Genomic DNA, 23,319 nt, shown 5'->3' on the forward strand with positions numbered 1-23,319 from the left:
AACTCGAGTAACACCCCCCTAGACTGCCCCCGTTCGCTGTCCGAAGCTGTCCGACATGTTGGGGGTAGTCGATGAAGGTGTCCAGGCGTGTGGCGGGAAGCCTGCTGGTGCTCGGCGTAGCGGCCGTGCTCGGGACCGAGGTCTTTGCGAGGGCGGCGCTCGGCCTGGGCGACCCGCCGTTGTATCAGGCCGACCCTGAAATCGAATATCTGCTGCAGCCGAACCAGAATGTCAGGCGGTTCGGCCATCTCTATCATGTGAACCAGTACAGCATGCGGTCGGCCGATTTCCCGGCCGCGCCGCAGGCCGGGGAACGCCGAGTGCTCGTCTTCGGCGATTCCGTCGTCAACGGCGGCGCCAGGGTGGACCAGACTCGCCTTGCCACCGAGCAGGTGCGCAACCGGCTGGGCGGCGCTGGCGGGCCGGCGACGGTTGGCAATGTCGCGGCGTTCAGCTGGGGGCCAGGCAACTGGCTGGCCTACGCCCGGCGCCACGGCTTCTTCGGCGCCGATACCGTGATCGTCGTGGTCAACGCTGCCGACTACGGGGACGTGCCGACTTTCGCGCCGCTCGATCCCGACACGCATCCGTCGCGGCGGCCCATCTCCGCACTGGTGGAAGGGGCGACACGCTATCTGCCCGAGTTCCTGGGGCTGGATTCGGCCGCGCCGCTGCCACCGCCGGCCGTCAGAGAGCAGGACCGGGAGGCGTCGCTGCGGGATTTCGACGAACTGCTCGCCATGGCCCAGGCCGCTGGCGTCAAGGTCCGTCTGGTCCAGCACTTCCAGCGCCACGAGCTCGATGCCCCCGAGACGCCGGCAGGGCTGCAGGCCTTCGCCCGCCTATGCGAGCAGCGGCAGATTCCGGTGGTCAGCCTGCGCGACGCCGAAGCGCGCTCGCGCGACATCGCCTATCTCGACGAGATCCACCTGACCGAGGCAGGACAGGACATCCTGGCCGAGGGGCTGATGACGGCGCTGGACGATTCCGTAACCCAGTTGAGCGCGATGCGCTGATCCTTGCGGCACCGCTGCGCCGTCAGTCGCGCGCCGCCACCCAATCCCCCGACTTGCCGCCGTGCTTCTCCAGCAGGCGGATATCGCCCATCGTCATGCCCCGGTCCACCGCCTTGCACATGTCGTAGATGGTCAGCAGTGCGACCTGCACGCCGGTCAGCGCTTCCATCTCGACGCCGGTCTGGCCACGCGTTTCCGCGCGGACGGTACAGCGGACGGTGCTGGCGGTCTCGTCCAGCGCAAAGTCGAGCGCCACCTTGGTCAGCGCCAGCGGGTGGCACAGCGGAATCAGGTCGGCGGTGCGCTTGGTTGCCATGATGCCGGCGATACGGGCGATGCCGAGTACGTCGCCCTTCTTCGCGGTGCCGTCGCGCACCAGCGCGAAGGTGGCGGGCGCCATCGCGATGGTGCCGGTGGCGATGGCGACGCGGTGGGTCGCCTCCTTGGCGCCGACGTCGACCATATGGGCCTGACCGGCGGTATCGAAGTGGGTGAGGTTGGTCATGGGAATGAATCCAGGAGGGCGAGAGCGGCGCCGGAGACAGCGCGCAAAACAGAGCCGAAGGGCGACGCTGTAGACAGCGGCGGACGCCGGTCCGCAAGGGACCGCGCAAGGGGCGGCACGGCCTTTGCGGAACGGTAGCCGAGGGCCGCTATCATAGCAACATGCTTGCCCACCGCCCCGCAGCCCATCGTCTCTTCGCCTTTGCCGCCAGGCGTGCCCGCGACGGCGTCCCGACGCCGGCGCCGCAGCGGCCGGTGCAGGCGGCGATGCCACGCCTGCTGCGGCAGTCGGTGGCCGTGCTGCTCGCGCTGAGCGTGGCGTTGCCCGCGTGGCCGCAGGCCAGCGCGGTGGCGCCATTGCCCGGCTTGTCGCTGGATCCGGACGGGGCCAACGACCAGGTGTTCGACAACCTCAATCGCAGCGTCCGCGCCGGTCAGCAATCGGAATTCGGGCTGCGCAATCCGAACCCGGTCGTTGAGAGCAACGGCATCCAGCTGCCGGACATGGGCGACCCGTCCACCGCCTCGCTGTCGCCCGACATGGAGAAGCGGCTGGGCGACCGCATCATGCGTGATATCCGGCGTGATCCGCAGTACGTCGGCGATGCGCTGCTGGCCGACTATCTGAACGCACTGGGCTACCGGCTGATCCACGCGGCGCGACGGCAGAACCTCGCTGGCACTGGTGGCGGCGGCACCTTCGCCTCCGGTTTCGAGCTGTTCGCCATCCGCGACCGCACCATCAATGCCTTTGCGCTGCCAGGCGGCTATATCGGCGTGCACACCGGGTTGCTGGTGCAGTCGGAGACCGAGTCGGAACTGGCGTCGGTGGTCGGCCACGAGATCGGTCACGTGACGCAGCGGCATATCGCGCGCGGCATCGGCAGCAGCGACCAGTCGATGTGGATCGCATTGGCGTCGATGGTGCTCGCGGGCCTGGCGGCAACCGCGAGCCCCGATGCCGCTGCCGCGGTGGCGATGGGAGGGCAGGGTGCCGCGCTCGCCCATCAATTGTCGTTTTCGCGCGGTGCCGAGCGCGAGGCGGACCGGGTCGGCTTCCAGATCCTGTCGGCGGCGGGCTTCGACCCGCAAGGCATGCCGGACTTCTTCCGGCGCCTGCAGCGGGTCACGGGCATCTCCGAGAATGCGGTTCCCGGTTACGTGCGCACCCACCCGCTGACGTCGGAGCGGATCGCGGACATGCAGGACCGCGCCAGCCACATCCCCGAGCGCAAGGTCCCGAGCACGCCAGAGTACGAATTCGCACGCGCACGGGCCCGGGTGCTGCAGGAGTCCAATCCGAGCGACATCCAGAATGCGCGCGCCGCGATGGAAGCGCAGCTTGCCGGCGCCTCCCCGATGCGGCGTCCCGCGCTCTACTACGGCATCGCGCTGGCCGAGCAGCGGCTGGGACGGCTGGCGCAGGCCGAGCAGGCGCTGGCGGAGGCGCGGCGCCTGTACGGCAATATTCCCGGGGTGACGTCCGGCAGTCCGATGCTCGACGTGATGACGAGCGAGCTGGCCCGCGCCAGGGGCCGGGTGCCGGAAGCGCTGGCCCAGGCACAGGCCTCGATGCGCGCCTTCCCGCTGTCGCGGGCCGTCGCGCTGAGCTACGCGGAAACGTTGCTGGGAGCCGGGCGCGGCAACGAACTGGTGGAATTCCTGCGCGCCCGCACCCGCGAGGAAGGCTCCCGGGCCGAATGGTGGGAGCTGCTCGCCCGCGCGTATGCGGCGCAGGGCAAGCGCGTGCAGCAGCATCAGGCACTGGCGGAGAAGTACGTGCGCGACGGCGCGTGGCAGGCGGCCATCGAACAGCTGCGCATCGCGCGCAATGCCGGCGACGGCGACTTCTATACCCTGTCCGAGGTCGATGCCCGCCTGCACCAGCTGGAGCGGCAATACCGGGAGGAGCGACAGGACGACAAGGGCTTGCCGAACTGAGCGGCAGTCGCGTCAATTGGCCGGCTCTGTGGCCGGCCCTGCGGCCGGGGCCGGCTTGCGCACGAAGCCGTAGCGACGTGGCACGTCGTCTGCGGCGATCGGTTCGATCGACAGCTCCAGTCCCGGCAGGCGCAGGCGGCCCAGTTCCGCACCGCATGCCTCGCCATGCCACTGGCACAGCGCGGTGAAGCCGTCCAGGTCGTGGTCATGCAGCAGCGCCGCGTGTGTTCCGGTTTCGCCTTCCACTTCACCCGCCATCACCACGTTGCCCTGCTCGTCGACATGGCAGGCCGAGGCCGTAAAGGCGCGATCGGTGGTGGTGCGCAGCGCGTCGCCGTGCAGGCGCAGGATCCAGGGGGAGTAGTCCAGCGCGACGAAGACACGTTGCGGACCGTTCTGGAAATACCAGGCGCCGCTGTCGTCGCGCAGGTAGTTGCGCTCGATGAAGGCGATCAGCGCGGGCAGCCGGATGGGGTCGCCGGACAGGCCGTTCTGCTGGGCGTACTCGTTGCGCAGCCGCCATTGTCCGCGCCGGTCCAGTCCCAGCCAGCCGTAGCAATACGGCACGTTCGGCCAGCGGGCCATCGCTTGCTTGACGATATCGTCCATTGCCTGGTCTCCGGTTGCGTCGCGACGACGGGCGGTCTCAAATCCCGCGTCCGTCTCGGTCGAGGCTGTCGAAAAAGCCGAGGATGCGCTGGGGCAGCCAATCGGCGGCGCCGGGCAGCACGCCGGCCTGCTCCAGCGACCGTGCCGGGATGCGGATCACCGGCAGATGCCGGCGCCAGCCTGACGGCGGGGTCAGGAAGCCGACATGGCCGCCGTGCTCGGGCTGGTCCAGCACGATGTCCGCGCTGACCTCGCCCGGACCAGGCAGATGACGCCCCGGCAGGAAGGGGTCGTTGCGTGCGTTGAGCACCAGCGTCGGCACCGCCACCGCACGCAGCACCGGTTTGCTGGCCGCCCGCGCCCAGTAGTCGTCGGTGTCCCGAAACCCGTGCAGCGGTGCGGTGACCACGTTGTCGAAGGCGTACAGGTCGCGGCTCGCCATCAGGGCGTGGCGGTCGAACAGACCCGGATACTGCGCCAGCTTGGCCAGCGACTTGCGCTTGAGCGTGCGCAGGAACATCCGGGTGTAGACCATGTTGAAACCGGCGGACAGGGCCGCGCCGCCGGCAGCCAGGTCCAGGGGCGCGGACACGGAGGCTGCCGCCCGCAGATAGCGCGCGCTGCCGCCCGCCTCGCCCAGATAGCGCAGCAGCGCATTGCCGCCCAGCGAGATACCGACCGCATAGAGCCGGCGCCGCGCACCGTGCCGTTCACGCAGCCGCTGCAGGATCCAGCCGATCTCTTCGTAGTCGCCGGAATGATAGAAGCGCGGCGCCAGGTTCAGCTCGCCGGAGCAGCCGCGGAAATGCGGGATCACGCCCTGCCAGCCGCGCGGGGCCAGCGCCTGCATCAGCGACTGCGCATAATGGCTGCGGGAGTCGCCCTCGAGCCCGTGGAACATCACCAGCAGCGGCGCATCGGCCGCGGCGGGGTGGGTGGTCCAGTCGAGGTCGATGAAGTCGCCGTCGGGTGTGTTCCAGCGTTCCCGGCGGAAGGATACGCGCTGCCGGCGCACCAGGCGGGCCGGGATGATGGTCTGCGCGTGGCCGTCGCGCAGCCACCACGGCATGCTCCGCCCGGCGCCGAACGAGGCGGCGGCATCGGCGCGGTCGGCCACGGTGGCGAGCAGGGAGTCTGGCGAGCGGTCGGTCAGGCGGGGCATCGGCAGCGGCGGCGCAAGGGCAAGCCCGCGCCCGGGGCGAGCGGAGTCAGTGCAGCGCCTGCTTCGAGGTGGCGGTCGAGATGGCCACCCGGGCGGCGTTGGCCTGGCTGCAATGGATATGGGCGATACGCCAGCCTTCGTGGTTCTGCATCAGCACGTAGGTGGTATGGACGTAGAGATCGGCCTCGACCCGGTTGGCGCCGAAGCGCAGCGCCTCCGTCACGTCGAAGATCGACACGCCAAGGGTCGAATGGCTGCTGGTTTCGAGCACGTCGATCAGGATCGGCTGCCGCTCCAGCATCTCCAGGAACATCTGCCGCAGCGGCTCATGCCCGATCAGTCGTTTGCCGTCGGGCATCACGCAGGTAATCGAGTCCTCGTCCAGCCACAGGCGCAACGCGCCGTCGGCGTCGCGCATCTTCAGGGCTTCGCGGAAGGCTTCGACGATGTCTTCTGCGGAATCGAACAGGCGGGCAAAGCGTGGCATGGAGGAATCGGTCGTTGCGGGGGCGTTTGCGACGCCAGGCGGTTGGACGCAGGAAGAGGCTTCAGGGGCGCTGCAGCAGCCTGCGCAGCTCGACGAACACCATTTCGGGCTCGATACCACGCAGGCAACGGAGGTGACTCAACGGGCACTCCCGCTCGAAACACGGGCTGCACTCGAGCTGGAGCCACATGATACTCGCAGCTTGTGACAGCGGGGGCGTATGGCGCGGGTCGCTCGAACCGAACACAGCCACCTGTGACCGGTTCAGCGCGGCGGTGACGTGCATGAGCCCCGAGTCATTGCAGACGGCTGCTTCCGACATGGCCAGCAGGTCGATCGCATCGTCCAGCGAGGTCTGCCCGCACAGGTTGCGCACGAACGGCGCCTCCTGGCAGATCGCGTCCGCGGTTTCCGCATCCTTGGCCGAGCCCAGGGCGACGATCTGCGCATAGGGGAAGGAGCGGCGCAGCATCTGCGCGAGCGCGGCGAAGTGCGAGGCCGGCCAGCGCTTGGCCGGGCCATACTCCGCGCCTGGGCAGAAGGCGATCAGCCGCGTATTGGCGGAGACGCCGAAGCGTTCGGCGGTGCGCGCCAGGCGCACCGGGTCGACGCGCAGCCTGGGGTCAGGCAGCGACTCCGGCAGCCGGGCGCCGGGCTTGAGCGCCAGCCGCGCGTAGTGCTCGACCATCGGCGGCCGGTTCTTGCGCGGCGGGTTGGCATGGCGCACGTTCAGCAGCCCGAAGCGCGCTTCCCCGCGGTAGCCGACCCGCAGCGGTATCCCGGCCAGCCACGGAATCAGCGCGGATTTGACCGAGTTGGGCAGCACATAGGCGACGTCATAGCCTTCGTTCTTCAGCTGCTGGGCAAACAGCAGCCGGGCGGACAGCTGCAGCTTGCCGTGCGCGAGCTCGCTGGGAAAGACACGGCCGACCTCCGGCATGCGGGCGAGCACCGGCGCCACCCACTTGGGGGCCAGGACATCGATGACGATCCTGGGGTACCGCTGCTTGAGCAGCGCGAACATGGGCTGTGCCATCAGGGCGTCGCCAATCCAGTTGGGGGCGATGACGAGGGCTTTCTTCATGGGCAATACTTGGCCGCCGCCGCATCACGGCGGGTCGGTCGAAAATGGCTGCGCTGCCGGGGGCCTGCGGGGCCTGGCAACAGCCGGGAGCGAGCCCGGCATGAACGAACCCCGGCGGGCGGCGGGCCGCGCCGGGGTCTCGGTGGAGGAACGAGCCGCCGTGCCGCCCGGACAGGGGCAGGGGCGGCGACGGGCGCAGGCCCGCGCAGGTTCAGTGGTGACCCTTCAGGACCACGCCTTCCTTCAGCTTGTACACCGTGCCGCAGTACGGGCACTTGGCCTGGCCGGTATCGCCGATATCCAGGAACACGCGCGGATGGTAATTCCACGCGGGCGTATTCGGGGTAGGGCAGTGCAGTGGCAGGTCTTCGGCGCCAATCTCTACGGCTTGTACGGTCTGGGTCATGGTGTTGCGTTTCGATGCGGCAGCGCCGCGACGGTTCGGTTGGATGGGGGTTATCGTTTTTCGTGCAGCCTGATGCCGGGCCTCATACGTGCGTCAGCCAGTGCCGGTACTTCTCGTCATTGCCGCCGACCGCGGAGAAGAAGGCGTCCTGGATCTGCTTCGTGATCGGCCCGCGCCGGCCTTCGCCGATGATGCGGTCGTCCAGTTCGCGGATCGGCGTCACCTCGGCGGCAGTACCGGTGAAGAAGGCTTCGTCGGCACAGTAGACCTCGTCCCGCGTGATGCGCTTCTCGCGCACCTCGATCCCCAGGTCGCGGGCAATCGTCAGCGTCGCGTCGCGGGTGATGCCGTCCAGGCAGGACGCCAGGTCCGGGGTATAGATCACGCCATTGCGCACGATGAAGACGTTCTCGCCGGAGCCCTCGCTGACGTAGCCATCGGTGTCGAGCAGCAGCGCCTCGTCGTAGCCCAGGCCGGTCGCTTCCTGGTTGGCCAGGATCGAGTTGATGTAGTAACCGCTCGCTTTCGCCCGGACCAGCGACACGTTGACGTGGTGGCGGGTGAACGAGGAGGTCTTGACGCGGATGCCGCGCTCCATGCCTTCCTCGCCCAGGTAGGCGCCCCACGGCCAGGCCGCGATGGCGACGTGGATGGTGTTGCCGCGTGCGGAGACGCCCAGCTTTTCCGAGCCGATCCACACCAGCGGGCGGATGTAGCAGGACTCCAGCCGGTTGGCGCGCACCACCTCGCATTGGGCCGCTTCGAGCGTGGCCTGATCGAACGGGATCTCCATCTGGAAGATCTTGGCCGAGTTGAACAGCCGCCGGGTGTGCTCTTTCAGGCGAAAGATCGCCGTGCCGGCCGGGGTCTTGTACGCCCGCACGCCCTCGAACACGCCCATGCCGTAGTGCAGGGTGTGCGTCAGCACGTGGATTTTGGCGTCGCGCCACTCGATCAGCTTGCCGTCCATCCAGATCTTGCCGTCACGATCGGCCATCGACATGCTCGTCTCCCGCGAAATCATCAAACGATGCAAAGGCAACATTGTAAGCCCGGGCATCCCGGGTGCCAACGCAGGACGATGCCACCGGACGGCGCCGACCGGCAGCCAGGCGTTCCCTTTATGCTCCTCGGGCATACCTTAAGTGAAACTTGATCGTTGGTGATGTGGCGGTTGCTTGGTATCGTACTTGCTATTGGCGTACGGTGGCCCAGGTGCCGCTGCTGCCGCTGTTCAACCGCATACCCGATCACTGCCGTCATGATTCGTACCGCCCTTCGCCTTGCCGCTCTTGCCACCATCGGTCTTTCTGCCGCCGCGCCCGCCGCCGCCGAGGATGCGGCGCACTGGCCCGGCAACAAGCCGGTCACGATCCTGATGGGCTTTACCGCAGGGTCGGGCGTCGATATGGTCGGCCGCATCCTGCAGCAGTCGCTGCAGCAGTCGCTTGGCACCACCATCGTCTACGACTACCGGCCGGGCGCGGGCGGCAATGTGGCGTCGGAAGTGGTCGCCAATGCACGCCCGGACGGCCATACCCTGCTGCTTGGCACCGCTGCCACGCACGGCATCAACCCGGCGCTGTACAAGACGCTGCCGTTCAATGCCGCCACGGACTTCACCCCGATTGCCCCGCTGGTCGAGGTCTCCAACGTACTGACCGTCAATCCGGCAGTGATCGACGTCAAGACAGTCAAGGAATTCATCGCCAAGGTGAAGGCCAACCCCGGCAAGTACAACTATGCGTCGACCGGCAACGGCACCGGCACCCACCTGGCGTTCGCCGAGTTCAACGCACGCGCCGGCCTCGACATGGTGCACGTGCCCTACAAGGGCGGCCCCGATGCGCTGCAGGCGGTGGTCAAGGGCGAGGTCTGCTGCATCTTCAACCAGGTGCAGAGCGTGCTGCCGCAGTATCAGGCCGGCAAGGTCCGGCTGCTGGGCGTGACCACGGCCAAGCGGGTACCGGTGATCCAGGACGTGCCGACGATCGCCGAGAGCGGCGTGCCGAACTACAACAGCACCATCTGGTTTGGGCTGTTCGGGCCGAAGGGCCTGGATCCGCAGATCACCCGCAAGATCAATGACGCGGTTCGCGTCGCGCTGGAAAACCCGGCGCTGCGCCAGCGACTGCTGGACGCCGGCAACACGCCGCGCGTGGAGTCGGTGGAGCAGTTCCAGGCAACGGTGAAGAACGACCGGGAGAAGTGGGCGAAGGTGGTGAAGACGGTGGGGGCATCGATCGATTGATGCGTTGGTTTGGGGGCGAGCGCTCGAATGCCCTCTCCCCGACCCTCTCCCGCAAGCGGGAGAGGGGGAACACCGACGGTCTGCTCCCCTCGCCCGCTCGCGGGAGAGGGGCCGGGGGAGAGGGCCAGGGTGCGCAAGCATCCCGGAAATGCCTTCCGAGCCCTCGAAATAACCAGTTAAGCCCCCACTTAACTACCAACGCGCCGGCGGCCATCCCCCTATAATGGTGCCCTTGCCCGCCGCCCGCTCGCGGCGGCGCGCCTGCCGGCCGCGGGGCGACGGTGTTCGCCGCATCCGATGAGGCCAGGCGGGTCTTGCTCGTGCCTGCCCCATGACTTCCCCCCAGCCTTCGGCCTTGCCGCGCTTGTGGCAAAGCCTTTGGTACCGCCTTTGGCTCCGTTACCCCACCGCCGAGCGCGCCGGCTTCCTCGAAGGCTTGCGCCGCTTTGCGCCGGCGCTGCCCGCTACCTTCTCCTGGGGGCTGGTCACCGGCGTGGCGATGAGCAAGTCGGCGCTGACCGTGCCCGAGGCGATCGGCATGAGCCTGCTGGTCTACGCCGGGTCGGCGCAGCTGGCGGTGCTGCCGCTGTTTGCCGCGGGCATGCCGCTGTGGACGGTCTGGCTGACGGCGCTGGTCGTCAACCTGCGCTTCGTCATCTTCAGCGCCGCGCTGCAGCCCCACTTCAGCCACCTGCCGCTGTGGCGTCGCACCATCCTCGGCTCGTTCAACGGCGATCTGCACTTCGTCTTCTTCATGCAGCGCTATCCCTCCACCGCGCGCGAGCCGGGGAAAGAGGGCTTCTTCTGGGGCATGGCACTGGTCAACTTCGCCATGTGGCAGGTCGCCTCGATCGCCGGCATCCTGCTGGCCAGCCTGTTCCCCGACGCCTGGGGCCTCGCGCTGGCCGGCACGCTCGCGCTGATCCCGATCATGATTTCCACCATCAGCTCGCGCTCCCTGCTGATGGCGGTCTTCGTCTCGGCGGTGCTCGCGCTGCTGTTCTTCGACTTGCCCTACCGGCTGGGACTGGTGGTGGCAGTGACCGGGGCGATCGCCGCCGGCATGGCCAGCGATGCCCTGATGGCGCGCGCCACGCTGGGCCGCATCGGCCGGCGCGGAGAGCGTCGATGAGCCATCTCGAGATCTGGGTCGCGCTGGTTGGCATGGCGGTGGTCACCATCGTGACCCGCGCCTTCTTCCTGATGGCAGGCGAGCGGGTGACGCTGCCGGATCGGGTACAGCGGGCGCTGCGGTATGCCCCGGCGGCGGCGCTGGCCGCCATCATCCTGCCGGACCTGATGACCTGGCAGGGCCATTTCACCGCCGGTCTGGAAAACCACAAGCTGCTGGCCGGCATCGCCGCCGCGCTGTTCTACCTGGCCACGCGCAAGATGCTCGGGATGATCGCGGTCGGCATGGCGGTCTATACCGCGCTGCGGCTGCTGACCTGACCGCGGCGGGCCTTGTGTGCCCGAGCGGACACGGGAACGCGGCCGTGCGCGGTGCCGCGCCCGCTCCGGCCGCAAAAGGGGGGCGTCATTCAGGTAAAATGAGGACTTTTCAGAACCGTCCCCCGCCAGAGCCATGACCTCCGTGCTGCGTCTTACCGATCTGATTTCCCAGGGCAAGCTGTCCGGCAAGCGTGTTTTCATCCGCGCCGACCTCAATGTGCCGCAGGACGACGCAGGCAATATCACCGAAGACACCCGCATCCGCGCCTCGGTGCCCGCGATCCGCGCGTGCCTGGATGCCGGCGCCGCGGTCATGGTGACCTCGCACCTGGGCCGTCCCACCGAAGGCGACTTCAAGCCCGAGGATTCGCTGGCGCCGATCGGCAAGCGGCTGTCCGAGCTGCTGGGCACCGACGTCCGCCTGGCGCAGAACTGGGTCGATGGCGTCGACGTCGCCCCGGGCCAGGTCGTGCTGCTGGAGAACTGCCGCGTCAACAAGGGCGAGAAGAAGAACAGCGACGAACTCGCGCAGAAGATGGCGAAGCTGTGCGATGTCTATGTCAACGACGCGTTCGGTACCGCGCATCGCGCGGAAGCCACCACCCACGGGATCGCCAAGTACGCCCCGGTGGCCTGTGCCGGTCCGCTGCTGGCCGCTGAAATCGACGCGCTGGGCAAGGCGCTGGGCCAGCCGCAGCGCCCGCTGGTGGCGATCGTCGCCGGCTCCAAGGTGTCGACCAAGCTGACCATCCTCAAGTCGCTGGCCGACAAGGTGGACAACCTGGTGGTGGGCGGCGGCATCGCCAACACCTTCATGCTGGCTGCCGGCCTGAAGATCGGCAAGTCGCTGGCCGAAGCCGATCTGGTCGCCGACGCCAAGGCCATCATCGACATGATGGCTGCGCGCGGCGCCTCGGTACCCATCCCGGTCGACGTGGTCTGCGCCAAGGAATTCAGCGCGACCGCGGCAGCCACCGTCAAGGACGTGGCCGACGTCGCCGACGACGACATGATCCTCGACATCGGCCCGCGCACCGCGGCGATGCTGGCCGAGCAGCTGAAGGCGGCCGGCACCATCGTCTGGAACGGCCCGGTCGGCGTGTTCGAATTCGACCAGTTCGGCGAAGGCACGCGCGTGCTGGCACAGGCCATCGCCGACTCGAAGGCGTTCTCCATCGCGGGTGGCGGCGATACGCTGGCCGCGATTGCCAAGTACGGCATTGCCGACCGCGTCGGCTATATCTCGACCGGCGGCGGCGCCTTCCTCGAATTCCTCGAAGGCAAGACGCTGCCGGCCTTCGAAGTCCTGGAGCAACGCGCCGCCGGCTGAACGGGCAAGGCGCGGCCAGCCCCGGCCGCCATCGCCCCCGCCACGCGCCCCCGCCAAGGACAAGGAATCGAGATGACCCGCTCCACCAAGATCGTCGCCACCATCGGCCCCGCCTCCAGCACGCTGGAAATGCTGACCCGCATGATCGCGGCCGGCGTGGACGTGGTGCGGCTCAATTTCTCCCATGGCACCGCCGAGGACCACATCGAGCGGGCCCGGCTGGTTCGGGAGGCGGCGCAGTCGTGCGGCCGCGAAGTGGCGATCATGGCCGACCTGCAGGGTCCGAAGATCCGCGTCGGCAAGTTCGAGGAGGGCAAGGTCAGCCTGAAGACCGGCGACGCCTTCGTGCTCGATGCCGACTGCAAGCTCGGCAATCAGGAGCGCGCCGGCCTGGATTACCGCGACCTGCCGCGTGATGTCGGCCCGGGCGACCTGCTGCTGCTCAATGACGGCCTGATCGTGCTGGAAGTCGATCGCGTGATCGGCAACGAGATCTTCACCACCGTCAAGGTTGGCGGCGACCTGTCCAACAACAAGGGCATCAACCGCCAGGGCGGCGGGTTGTCGGCGCCGGCGCTGACGGCCAAGGACATGGACGACATCAAGACCGCGATGGCGCTGGGCGCCGACTATATCGCGGTCAGTTTCCCCAAGAACGCCACCGACATGGAAATGGCGCGGCAGCTGGCGGCCGTCGCCGGCCAGCAGTTCGGCCACAAGGCGCGCATGATCGCGAAGATCGAGCGTGCCGAGGCGATTCGGCCGGGCGTGCTGGAGGAAATCCTGGCGGCGTCGGACGGCATCATGGTGGCGCGCGGCGACCTCGCCGTCGAGGTGGGCAACGCGGCGGTACCGGCGCTGCAGAAGCGCATGATCCGGCTGGCGCGCGAAGCCAACAAGCTGGCCATCACCGCGACACAGATGATGGAGAGCATGATCGTCAACCCCGTGCCGACGCGCGCGGAGGTGTCGGACGTCGCCAACGCGGTGCTGGACGGCACCGACGCGGTGATGCTGTCGGCGGAGACCGCTGCCGGCCGCTATCCCGTGGAGACCGTCGAGGCGATGGCGGCGGTGTGCATCGAGGCCGAGAAGTCCGAGGTCGTGCAACTGGACACCGACTTCCTGAACCAGACCTTCACCCGCATCGACCAGTCGATTGCGATGGGGGCGCTATTCACCGCCTATCATCTGCAAGTGAAGGCCATTGCCGCGCTGACCGATTCCGGCGCCACTGCGCTGTGGATGAGCCGTCACCGCATCCATGTGCCGATCTACGCGATGACGCCGAACCTGGCCTCGCAGCGCAAGATGCAGCTGTATCGCAATGTGGTACCGCTGGCGCTCGAATCGAGTACCGACCGGGACACCGCGCTGGAGCAGGCGGAGGAATTGTTGCTGGCCCGCGGCGTGGTGCAGCGCGGGGACTTCATCGTATTGACGATCGGCGAGCCGATGGGGCAGCCCGGCGGCACCAATACGCTAAAGATTGTGCGAGTGGGTTTGTAATGCAGCAGCAAGCGCGCCGAACGCTGCCGAACGAAGGCGGCCGCCGGCACGATCGACACGGTGCGGCGGGAAATACAGCGAAAGGCCGGGGGCGGTCCAGTGGACGGCCCGGCAAGCCCGAATGACACGAGAGGAATCGCAGCGCGCGCCGAGCGCGGCGCCGCAGCGGCATAACAAGGGCGAATCCAGGGCGGCAGCCAGCATCGCCGTCCGCGGCCACTCAATACGACACTACAGAACACCCATTCTTTTTTCAGGAGTCTGACATGCCACTCGTTTCGATGCGCCAGCTACTCGACCACGCCGCGGAGAACGGCTACGGTCTGCCGGCATTCAACGTCAATAATCTGGAACAGGTGCAGGCGATCATGCAGGCGGCGGACGAGGTCAACGCGCCGGTGATCATGCAGGCTTCGGCCGGCGCCCGGAAGTATGCAGGCGAGCACTTCCTGCGTCACCTGATCGAGGCGGCCGTGGAAGCGTATCCGCATATCCCCGTCGTGATGCACCAGGACCACGGCCAATCGCCGGCGATCTGTCAGGGCGCGATCGACCTGGGCTTCTCGTCGGTGATGATGGACGGCTCGCTGCGCGAGGACGGCAAGACCCCGGCGGAATACGACTACAACGTCGAAGTGACCCGCAAGGTTGTGCAGATGGCCCACGCCGTCGGCGTGACCGTGGAAGGCGAACTGGGCTGCCTCGGTTCGCTGGAAACCGGTGAGGCGGGCGAGGAAGACGGCATCGGCGCGGAAGGCAAGCTCGACCACTCGATGCTGCTGACCGACCCCGAGCAGGCCGCCGACTTCGTCAAGGCCACCCAGCTGGATGCCCTCGCGATTGCCATCGGCACCTCGCACGGCGCCTACAAGTTCACCCGCAAGCCCACGGGCGACATCCTGGCGATCAGCCGCATCAAGGAAATCCACGCTCGCATCCCCAACACCCACCTGGTGATGCACGGCTCGTCGTCGGTGCCGCAGGAACTGCTGGAAGAGATCCGCCAGTTCGGTGGCGACATGAAGGAAACCTACGGCGTGCCGGTCGAGGAAATCCAGGAAGCGATCAAGTACGGCGTGCGCAAGATCAATATCGACACCGATATCCGCCTGGCCATGACCGGTGCGATCCGCCGCTTCTTCGTCGAGAACCCGAGCAAGTTCGACCCGCGCGAATACCTGAAGCCGGCCCGCGAGGCGGCCAAGCAGGTCTGCAAGGCGCGCTATGTCGCCTTCGGCTGCGAAGGCCAGGCCGGCAAGATCAAGCCGGTTTCGCTGACCGACATCGCCGGCCAGTACAAGTCGGGCGCGCTGGCGCAAGTGGTGCAATAAGGTTGCAATAAGCCGGTTATCGGCTGACCGAAGGTACGCGGGCCACTCCGGCACATTCGGAGCCGGCCCGCGGATGGGGCTTCGCTACCGCACGAAGCCCCTCATTGTTTTCTCCCGTCCTCGATTTTCGCAGGAAGGGCCGGGGCAGAGGGCAGGCGGTAGCCCGGTCACCAAGCCGGCTGGCTGCCTGCTCCCGTTTCTCCCGTTCCGTTCATCATGTCTGACGCCCTCTACGAATCCTCCATCCGCTCGCTGCCGCTGCTTGGCCATGGCAAGGTCCGCGACAACTATGCCGTCGGCGACGACAAGCTGCTGATCGTCACCACCGACCGCCTGTCGGCGTTCGATGTGATCCTCGGCGAGCCCATTCCCGGCAAGGGCCGCGTGCTGAACCAGATGGCCAACTTCTGGTTCGGCAAGCTCGCGCACATCGTGCCGAACCACGAGACCGGCATCGCGGCCGAGAGCGTGGTGCAGCCGGACGAAGTCGCGCAGGTCCAGGGCCGGGCCGTGGTGGTCAAGCGCCTCAAGCCCATCCTGGTCGAAGCGGTGGTACGCGGCTATCTGGCCGGCAGCGGCTGGAAGGACTACCAGGCGACCGGCAGCGTCTGCGGCATCGCGCTGCCCGCCGGGCTGCAAAACGCCCAGAAGCTGCCCGAGCCGATCTTCACGCCCGCGGCCAAGGCCGAGATGGGCGAGCACGACGAGAACATCAGCTTTGCCGAGGTCGAGGCGCGCATCGGCAAGGACCTGGCTGCGCAAATGCGCGACATTTCCATCCGCCTGTACCAGGAAGCGGCGGACTACGCTGCCACGCGCGGCATCATCATCGCCGACACCAAGTTCGAGTTCGGCCTCGACGAGAACGGCACGCTGACGCTGATGGACGAAGTGCTGACCGCCGATTCGTCGCGCTTCTGGCCGGCCGACTCCTATCAGGTCGGCACCAACCCGCCGTCGTTCGACAAGCAGTTCGTCCGCGACTGGCTCGAAGCCGTGCGCATCGACGGCAAGCCCTGGCCCAAGACCGCGCCGGCGCCGGCGCTGCCCGCCGACGTCATCGAGAAGACCGCGGCAAAGTACCGCGAAGCGCTGACCCGCCTGACGGGCCAGGAACTGCAGTAACGCAAAGGAATGGAAGTGAGCCAGACGAACAAGCCGCTGGTCGGCGTGGTGATGGGCAGCAGCTCCGACTGGGACGTGATGCAGCACGCGGTGGCGATGCTCAAGGACTTCGGCGTTCCCTTCGAGGCGCAGGTGGTATCGGCGCACCGGATGGCCGACGACATGTACCGCTATGCCGAGACCGCGCGCTCGCGCGGGCTGCGCGCCATCATCGCCGGCGCGGGCGGCGCCGCCCATTTGCCGGGCATGATCGCAGCGAAAACCATCGTGCCGGTGTTCGGCGTGCCGGTGCCGTCGAAGTACCTGCGTGGCGAGGACTCGCTGCTGTCGATCGTGCAGATGCCCAAGGGCGTGCCGGTCGCGACCTTCGCCATCGGCGAGGCGGGAGCGGCCAATGCGGCGCTGCATGCGATCGCTACGCTGGCAGCGACCGATGACGCGCTGGCCACTGCCCTCGAAGCGTTCCGCGCCCGCCAGACCGAGGCGGCGCGTGCCATGACGCTGCCTCTGTAACGCCGCGGCCGGCCCTCACAGCCGGCTGCCAGCATCCTTCGTTCTCTCCGCCGCAGGACCACCCGCATGCCTACCGACCTTCACCCCCATCTCGCCGAGGCGCACACCCCTGAATCGCTGCACGAGGCGGGCCTCGACAATCCGCAGGCGCCGATCCTGCCGGGCGCGTGGCTTGGCATGCTGGGCGGCGGCCAGCTCGGCCGCATGTTCACGCACGCCGCGCAGGCGATGGGTTACAAGGTCTGCGTGCTCGATCCCGACCAGGACAGCCCCGCAGGCGCGGTCGCGGACAAACATATCTGCGCCGGCTACCACGATGACGCGGCGCTGGCCGAAATGGGCCGGCTGTGCGCCGCGGTCAGCACCGAATTCGAGAACGTGCCGTCGATGTCGCTGGACCGGCTGGAACAGCTGGGCGCCTTCGTCGCGCCGCGCGGCTACTGCGTGTCGATCGCGCAGAACCGCATCGGCGAGAAGAAGTTCTTCGCCAGCTGCGCCGAGCGCACCGGCGTTTCGACAGCACCGCACTGGGTCATCCAGCACGATGCCGATATCGACCAGCTGCCCGAGGGCCTGCTGCCCGGCATCCTGAAGACCGCGCGCATGGGCTATGACGGCAAGGGTCAGGCTCGTGTCAAGTCCCGTGACGATGTACGTGCCGCCTGGAAGGCGATGCAGCAGGTGCCGTGCGTGCTGGAGAAGATGCTGCCGTTGGCCTACGAAGTGTCGGTGCTGGCCGCTCGCGGCGCCGACGGCCAGACCGCCACGTGGCCGCTGGCGGAGAACGTGCACCGTGACGGCATCCTGTTCTCGACGGTGATGCCCTCGCGCCAGGTCTCCCCGGAGATCGCCGCCCGCGCACGCGAAGCCGCCGCCATCATCACCGGCGAGATGGGTTACGTCGGCGTGCTCTGCATCGAGTTCTTCGTGCTGACCGACGGCTCGCTGGTCGCCAACGAGATGGCGCCGCGCCCGCACAACTCCGGCCATATCACCATGGATGCGTGCGAGACCAGCCAGTTCGAGCAGCAGGTGCGGGCGATGGCGCGCCTGCCGCTGGGCAGCACCCGCCAGCATTCGCCGGGCAAGATGCTGAACCTGCTGGGCGATGTCTGGTACGAATTCGGGCTCGAGCGCACGCCCGCATGGCACGAGGTGGTCGCGCACCCGGGCGCCAGGCTGCACCTGTACGGCAAGAGCGATGCCCGGCCCGGCCGCAAGATGGGCCATGTCAACTGCGTCGGCGAACGGGCAGAGGACGCCGACCGCGCCTTCGATGCGGCGCTGGCCGCGCTGCATATCGCGCGCTGAATCTCGCCGCCCGCTACGTTTTTCACGGTTCTTCGCCGCCCCTGCATTCCATGATGTCGCGCCAGCCTACCGCCGCCGAACTCGACCACGCCGCCCGCCTGCTGGAATCCGGCGAGCTGGTCGCCTTTCCGACCGAAACCGTCTACGGCCTGGGTGCCGATGCGGAGAACCCGGAAGCGGTGGCGAAGATCTTTGCTGCCAAGGGGCGGCCCTCGAACCATCCCATCATCGTCCACGTGGTCGATGGCGCGGATATCGGCCACTGGACCGATGACGTGCCCGAGGCCGCGCAGAAGCTGATCGACGCCTTCTGGCCCGGTCCGCTGACGTTGATCCTCAAGCGCGCCGCGCATATCCCTGCCGCCGTTGCCGGCGGGCAGGACAGCATCGGCCTGCGCTGCCCCTCGCATCCGGTGGCCCAGGCGCTGCTGTCGCGCTTCCGGCGCGGCCGCGGCGGCATCGCCGCGCCGTCGGCCAACAAGTTCGGCCATGTCAGCCCGACCACCGCACAGCACGTGCGCGACGAGTTCGGCGACAGCATCTACGTGGTCGAGGGCGACGGCGTCGAAGTCGGCATCGAGTCGACCATCGTCGATCTGTCGCGCGTCGATCAGGGGGTTGGTCCCGTGCTGTTGCGTCCTGGTGCCATCACGGCCGACATGATGGCCGCCGTGCTGGGCGCCGCGCCGCTGCCGCCCGACACTGCCGCCCCCCGCGCTTCCGGCACGCTGAAGGCGCATTACGCACCACGCACGCCGCTGGTGCTGGCCGACGCGGCGACGCTCGTGGCGCATCTTGATGGGCTTGCCGCCGACGCGCGCATCGCCTGGGTTGCGCGCGCGCCGGCCGGGGATGCCCGCTGTGTATGGGTGCACGCACCCTCAGACCCTGCTGCCTACGCGCGCGAGCTGTACCGGCTGCTGCGTCGCCTCGACAAGGAGGGCTTCGTTCGCCTGGTCATCGAGCCTGTCCCCGACAGTGAGGAATGGGCCGGCGTTCGCGATCGCTTGCAACGCGCTGCCGCAGCCTTCTGCAGCCAGGGCTGACGCTCACCACCCTGGACACGCTGGCATTCGGCTGCCTCTTTCACATGAGTGCCGGTGCAATGCTGGGCGTAACCTAAAGTGTACGGTCTTGAGCGAAAGCAATTTGCTTTAATCGCAAGCAAGCTGGCGATATGTCTTCCGCCGGCCACGGTGCCTGATCGAAGCCGCCTCCGGGCGCGGCGGAAGTGTTTTTCATATCTTCACGTCGCCAGAAGTCGCATGCCAGAAATCGCATCCCACCGTGTCAATCGCGTAGAACCGCACACCCCATCGCCGCTCCCGCCTGACGGCACCAATGCCACCGACCCTTCTGCACACAAAGCTGCCGGGAACACGGCGCTGCCAGGCAAGGTGCAGGATCTCGCCCCGCAGGAAGACGCGTCGCTATCGTCGACGAGCCATGTCTGCGACATATGGTCGAGATGCTCGGAGCCCCTCACCGCATTGAAAAAAGAGGCCGAGCTGATTCCGGACGCGCGTTCCCGGGAGCGACTGTTGCGCGAGATCGACGCCTGCCGGAGGAAGCTGGAGGCCGCGGAAGCGCTGGCGCAGCGGCTCGTCAACCGCCTCTCGATGGCAAAAGATTCGTCGGCGGCGATGCCCGATGCGTTGATGCTGATGCCGCGCGAGATACGCCAGCTCGACATGCGTGCCTTCACCGAGCTCGAGCAACAGCTGTCGGCGCTCGGCGAAGCGGTACGCAAGGCACGCATGCCAGCAGGGCCACTGAAGATCTCCATCCTCACGCTGGCTGTCACGGCGGCCACCATGGTAGCTGCTGCGCTCGCAAGTTTCGCGTTGCCGCCCCTGGGCATCGCCCTGATCTTTGGTGCCGGGGTATTGATCGGCACGGGCGGGTTCGGCTATCTAGGCGTGACGTCCTGGCGCAGCGATCGGCTGGACGAAGGGCACCTTCGCGACCTGCATGCCGGTATCAGGAACGCCATCGAGGGCACGCGCAAAACACATCAGTCACTGCTGCCATTGCTCGACGCAGCGGTTGATCCGCTCTTCAATACGCACGCAAACCGTGTCGCACGGGAGACCTGCCAACGGCTGCTGGACCGCGGGATCGGTAGGTGGGATCCGCGGCTTGCGACGGACTGCGATTGGGGCCCCAACTACCCCTACCTCCACGATGGCAAGCCAGTGGTATCGGACGCCACCATCGCCGCCGTGCAGCATGGGTGTCGCGACGAGCGCGCACGGATCGATAGTGTCAAGAGCGAACTGCGTGAAGTTGCGCGGGCGGAGGTCGCGCTGGGGAAAACCGGCGCTGCGGATGGCGACGCTGCGGCATTGGTTAGGAAGCGATACGATCTTCAAAAGCAGCTGCTGGAAGCCAAATCCACGCTGGAAGGAGCACTGCGCGGAAAGATGGAGGCGATGGAGGGCGAGATCGACGACTTTATCCGAACGCAGAGCAAGGGCGACTCCGATATTGCCGCCGCTCTTGACTTCCTGTTGACGCAGGCCCCCCAACGGTATCTGCGCGCGGCCATGGTCGATTTTCTCGCGGCCCGTGTCGGCCTCCGTCCGGGCGAGCAGAACCCGCTGTTTCTGCACGTCGACGAGGATGTCGCCCAAACAGAGGTAAGGGTAGCGCCGGACGGCACCGTTCTTGCGCGTGTCGGCGTGGTCGTACCTGTCAGGGTCGATGGCGACGTCAGCCTGGGTGCGTCCGGGAAGACCGTCTCCGTCAAGTCGGGAGAGGTCATTCGCGGCGAGGCCAACCTTAGCATCTTGGGGAATCACGGCGTGGTTTCCAGCCTCACAGTGAAGGCAAGCGACGGCATGCTGCGGGCAGCACGCGAAGCTTACGCCCCGGAGATCGATCGCAACTTGATTGCGACCCGATATTCCGATCCGAGGACGGATCCGAATATCGGATTGTTTTCCTTGAGGGGGGCCAGACCTCCTGCGACGGCGGCTAGCGCGCGTGACTTGGGCGAGGCAGTGCAAGAGGAAAACAGGACCTTGGGAGAGAACCTTGCCGAGCTGGAGCGGCTGTTCTCCATCGCGCAAGCGCCCGACTCCGCCAAGGGGGGGCCGGCCGAAGGAGGGGCCATCGAGGCCGAGCGCCGCGTGAGCGCGAACGAGCAGCGCGCTGCCGATCTTCTGGCATGGGCGGACAGCGAGATCCAGGCCTTTTCGCAGGCCTTCCTCGAGTCGAGCGGAACGCCTGCGTCCGTGGACACCATGGCCACCGGCCGGCAGTGGCTGGCAAGGCTGAGAGCAGTGCGAAGCGCGCTCAATGTCAATTACACCGACCGGTTTGACGAGCCTCTGTACCAGTCCGCCCTCGATTTGCTGAGCAAGCCTCAATCCGGCATCGAACCCAAGGGGGCGGTTCCCATGGCTGGCGTACCTCCCATCGATGCGGAGCTGCAACACCAGCTTGACCATGCCCGGTCCAAGGTCGACATCATGATGGCGACGTTGACGTTCACGCTGGACGCCGCGACAGGAGTACCTGAACCTAGGACGCCCTCGCCATTCCAGCCGTCGGCGCAAGCCGATGGCACTGCTCTCGCTCCGATCGGGAATCTGGCCTGACGAAACGCCATCATTGCCGCGCTGGAAGGAAGCGCGGCAATGAGGCACCGGGTATCGCATGGCACAACGACAACTAGCGGAAGGCCTGCGCTGCCCGGGCCTGTCCTCGATACACCCACTCCAGCAACGCGTCCTGCGCCTCCTGGGCGCGGGCCGCGTTGTCATGATTGACAAGATTGACGACCACATAGCGGCGCCCGTCCATGGCGTCGACGTAGCCGGCAATCGCCTTGACGTCCGCCAGCGTGCCCGTCTTCAAGTAGCCATGTCCAGCCGCCGGACTGCCGGTCAGCCGGTTGCGCAGCGTGCCGTCGACTCCCAGCACCGGCAGCGATTGCAGAAAGACCGTCGCCGCTTCGCTGGCCAGCGCCTGCTGCAGCAGCCGGGCCATGTCGTAGGCGCTGATCCGTTCCTCCCGCGACAGGCCGCTGCCGTTGTCGAGCACCAGCGTCGGCATGTCCAGCCCCTGATGCGACAGCCATTCCTGGATTGCGCGCGCAGCCGTTGCCGTACTGCCTGGACCGCCGTCCTCGATCTCCGCGCCGATGGTCAGGAACAGCTGCCGCGCCATGACATTGTTCGAGAACTTGTTGATGTCGCGGATGATGTCCGCCAGCGGCGGGCCGTAGTGCCGCGCCACGCGGAAGCGCAGCCGCGGCACGCGACCAGCGCGGATACGAGGCGGCCTGGCAAACTGGCCGCCGGAGGCAAGCCACTCGGCGACGAAGCCGCCACCGATGAAGTCGTCATGCGTCAGGGCGGCGATGTTGATCGACTGTTCGCCGCAATCCGCGGCGTAGCGCCCCTCAAAGACCGCCTGCACCGTGCCGTCCGCGCGCGGCAGGATCGCTGGACCCGCCTGGGACCTCCAATCGCCGCAGCGGCCGTTGGTGAGCGTCAGCCGGTTGTCGATCCGCAGCTGGGCCAATGCCGGCGTGGCGGCGACTTCCACGCCTTGCCCGCCGGGCGCCGGGCGCAACGTAAAGGATAGCGTCTTGAAGGAATAGAGCAGCGCGTCAGGCTTGACGTTATAGGCTCGCTGCACTTCACCGTCGATGGTTTGGCCGTTGTCCAGCCCTTCGACGAAGTAGCTGCGGTCCAGGATCAGATCGCCGGCAATGGTCTCCACGCCGGAGCGCTTGGCATTGGTCACCAGTCGCGCCATCTCCTCCGGTACGAGCTTCGGGTCACCGTGTCCGCGCAGATAGAGATTGCCGACCACGCCGTTCTCGTCCGGCTGCCGCTCGGCATACAGCGACGTCTGCCAGCGGAAGCTCGGACCGAGCAGCTGAAGGCCGGCGAAGGTGGTGACCAGCTTCATGGTCGACGCCGGATTCATCGCGGCCTGCGCGTTCCATGACACGAGCGGCGCTGGCGCGCCGACTTCGACCACATAGAAGCTGGTCGACGAAAGCGGGATGCCGGCTTTCTGCAAAGCCGTCAAGACCGGCACCGGCAGGCCCCCGGGCAATTGCCGGGCGGCAGCCGAGGTGTCAGCTGAGGTGCCGGGGGATGCGCCGGCCGAACCGGCCGCCGTAGCAGCGGCCGCTGACTGGGAAGTGGGAGGTTTGATGGCGCGTACGCGCTTGCTCGCAGCGTCGGCGACGGAGGAGAACGCCAGGCTGCACGCAAGAAGCGCCGACAGGCGGCGAAGTCGGGGTCGATCGAGCGGCATGCCCGGCATGG

General features: G+C 67.4%; 21 protein-coding genes. 13 read left to right on the plus strand and 8 right to left on the minus strand.

What is annotated here, in order from left to right; genetic code table 11:
* Nucleotides 1-71: 71 nt before the first annotated feature.
* The gene (locus K6V06_RS00330) at nt 72-1,016 is read left to right on the plus strand and encodes an SGNH/GDSL hydrolase family protein (RefSeq protein ID WP_222239584.1); all 945 of its coding nucleotides are present in this window, start codon (nt 72-74) and stop codon (nt 1,014-1,016) included.
* Nucleotides 1,017-1,038: 22 nt separating this feature from the next.
* On the opposite strand, the gene moaC is transcribed toward K6V06_RS00330, so the two are convergent.
* The gene (gene moaC, locus K6V06_RS00335; protein ID WP_222239585.1) at nt 1,039-1,521 is read right to left on the minus strand and encodes a cyclic pyranopterin monophosphate synthase MoaC; all 483 of its coding nucleotides are present in this window, start codon (nt 1,519-1,521) and stop codon (nt 1,039-1,041) included.
* Nucleotides 1,522-1,787: 266 nt separating this feature from the next.
* Here moaC and K6V06_RS00340 point away from each other — a divergent pair, with 266 nt between their 5' ends.
* Complete coding sequence (locus K6V06_RS00340) at nt 1,788-3,461, plus strand: M48 family metalloprotease (RefSeq protein ID WP_222239957.1); 1,674 nt, start codon at nt 1,788-1,790, stop codon at nt 3,459-3,461.
* A gap of 12 nt (nt 3,462-3,473) precedes the next feature.
* On the opposite strand, the gene K6V06_RS00345 is transcribed toward K6V06_RS00340, so the two are convergent.
* From K6V06_RS00345 to K6V06_RS00370, 6 genes are all read right to left on the minus strand, one after another.
* Nucleotides 3,474-4,070 (minus strand): DUF2946 family protein, encoded by a 597-nt coding sequence (locus K6V06_RS00345; RefSeq protein WP_222239586.1) that lies wholly within the window; start codon nt 4,068-4,070, stop codon nt 3,474-3,476.
* Between the two features lie 37 nt (nt 4,071-4,107).
* Nucleotides 4,108-5,139, minus strand: a complete 1,032-nt coding sequence (locus K6V06_RS00350) for a hydrolase (protein ID WP_255581517.1) — start codon at nt 5,137-5,139, stop codon at nt 4,108-4,110.
* A 139-nt stretch (nt 5,140-5,278) separates the two neighbouring features.
* On the minus strand, nt 5,279-5,719 hold the full coding sequence (locus K6V06_RS00355; protein ID WP_222239588.1) for a nuclear transport factor 2 family protein: 441 nt from the start codon (nt 5,717-5,719) through the stop codon (nt 5,279-5,281).
* Nucleotides 5,720-5,780: 61 nt separating this feature from the next.
* Nucleotides 5,781-6,803, minus strand: a complete 1,023-nt coding sequence (waaF, locus tag K6V06_RS00360) for a lipopolysaccharide heptosyltransferase II (protein ID WP_222239589.1) — start codon at nt 6,801-6,803, stop codon at nt 5,781-5,783.
* A 211-nt stretch (nt 6,804-7,014) separates the two neighbouring features.
* Nucleotides 7,015-7,209 (minus strand): zinc-finger domain-containing protein, encoded by a 195-nt coding sequence (locus tag K6V06_RS00365; RefSeq protein ID WP_222239590.1) that lies wholly within the window; start codon nt 7,207-7,209, stop codon nt 7,015-7,017.
* Between the two features lie 82 nt (nt 7,210-7,291).
* Nucleotides 7,292-8,212, minus strand: a complete 921-nt coding sequence (locus K6V06_RS00370; protein WP_222239591.1) for a branched-chain amino acid transaminase — start codon at nt 8,210-8,212, stop codon at nt 7,292-7,294.
* 258 nt (nt 8,213-8,470) lie between these two features.
* On the opposite strand from K6V06_RS00370, the gene K6V06_RS00375 reads away from it, so the two are divergent.
* From K6V06_RS00375 to K6V06_RS00425, 11 genes are all read left to right on the plus strand, one after another.
* Nucleotides 8,471-9,460, plus strand: a complete 990-nt coding sequence (locus K6V06_RS00375) for a tripartite tricarboxylate transporter substrate binding protein (protein WP_222239592.1) — start codon at nt 8,471-8,473, stop codon at nt 9,458-9,460.
* 331 nt (nt 9,461-9,791) lie between these two features.
* Nucleotides 9,792-10,592: an AzlC family ABC transporter permease gene (locus tag K6V06_RS00380; RefSeq protein ID WP_222239593.1), complete on the plus strand. Its 801-nt coding sequence runs from the start codon at nt 9,792-9,794 to the stop codon at nt 10,590-10,592.
* The gene (locus tag K6V06_RS00385) at nt 10,589-10,912 is read left to right on the plus strand and encodes an AzlD domain-containing protein (RefSeq protein ID WP_222239594.1); all 324 of its coding nucleotides are present in this window, start codon (nt 10,589-10,591) and stop codon (nt 10,910-10,912) included. The genes K6V06_RS00380 and K6V06_RS00385 overlap by 4 nt, the downstream gene beginning before the upstream one ends.
* Nucleotides 10,913-11,045: 133 nt before the next feature.
* Nucleotides 11,046-12,242, plus strand: coding sequence for a phosphoglycerate kinase (locus K6V06_RS00390; protein WP_222239595.1), 1,197 nt, complete (start codon nt 11,046-11,048; stop codon nt 12,240-12,242).
* 72 nt (nt 12,243-12,314) lie between these two features.
* Nucleotides 12,315-13,751, plus strand: coding sequence for a pyruvate kinase (gene pyk / locus K6V06_RS00395; protein ID WP_222239596.1), 1,437 nt, complete (start codon nt 12,315-12,317; stop codon nt 13,749-13,751).
* A gap of 266 nt (nt 13,752-14,017) precedes the next feature.
* Complete coding sequence (fba, locus tag K6V06_RS00400; protein WP_222239597.1) at nt 14,018-15,082, plus strand: class II fructose-bisphosphate aldolase; 1,065 nt, start codon at nt 14,018-14,020, stop codon at nt 15,080-15,082.
* A gap of 216 nt (nt 15,083-15,298) precedes the next feature.
* The gene (locus K6V06_RS00405) at nt 15,299-16,207 is read left to right on the plus strand and encodes a phosphoribosylaminoimidazolesuccinocarboxamide synthase (RefSeq protein ID WP_222239598.1); all 909 of its coding nucleotides are present in this window, start codon (nt 15,299-15,301) and stop codon (nt 16,205-16,207) included.
* Nucleotides 16,208-16,216: 9 nt separating this feature from the next.
* Nucleotides 16,217-16,720: a 5-(carboxyamino)imidazole ribonucleotide mutase gene (purE, locus tag K6V06_RS00410; RefSeq protein WP_222239599.1), complete on the plus strand. Its 504-nt coding sequence runs from the start codon at nt 16,217-16,219 to the stop codon at nt 16,718-16,720.
* Nucleotides 16,721-16,786: 66 nt separating this feature from the next.
* The gene (locus K6V06_RS00415) at nt 16,787-18,031 is read left to right on the plus strand and encodes a 5-(carboxyamino)imidazole ribonucleotide synthase (RefSeq protein WP_222239600.1); all 1,245 of its coding nucleotides are present in this window, start codon (nt 16,787-16,789) and stop codon (nt 18,029-18,031) included.
* A 50-nt stretch (nt 18,032-18,081) separates the two neighbouring features.
* Nucleotides 18,082-19,077, plus strand: coding sequence for an L-threonylcarbamoyladenylate synthase (locus K6V06_RS00420; RefSeq protein WP_222239601.1), 996 nt, complete (start codon nt 18,082-18,084; stop codon nt 19,075-19,077).
* A gap of 219 nt (nt 19,078-19,296) precedes the next feature.
* On the plus strand, nt 19,297-21,633 hold the full coding sequence (locus K6V06_RS00425; RefSeq protein ID WP_222239602.1) for a hypothetical protein: 2,337 nt from the start codon (nt 19,297-19,299) through the stop codon (nt 21,631-21,633).
* Nucleotides 21,634-21,706: 73 nt separating this feature from the next.
* On the opposite strand, the gene dacB is transcribed toward K6V06_RS00425, so the two are convergent.
* Nucleotides 21,707-23,317, minus strand: a complete 1,611-nt coding sequence (gene dacB, locus K6V06_RS00430) for a D-alanyl-D-alanine carboxypeptidase/D-alanyl-D-alanine-endopeptidase (RefSeq protein ID WP_222239603.1) — start codon at nt 23,315-23,317, stop codon at nt 21,707-21,709.
* Nucleotides 23,318-23,319 lie beyond the last annotated feature (2 nt).

This window comes from Cupriavidus sp. AU9028 (assembly GCF_019795295.1).
Classification (GTDB): Bacteria; Pseudomonadota; Gammaproteobacteria; order Burkholderiales; family Burkholderiaceae; genus Cupriavidus.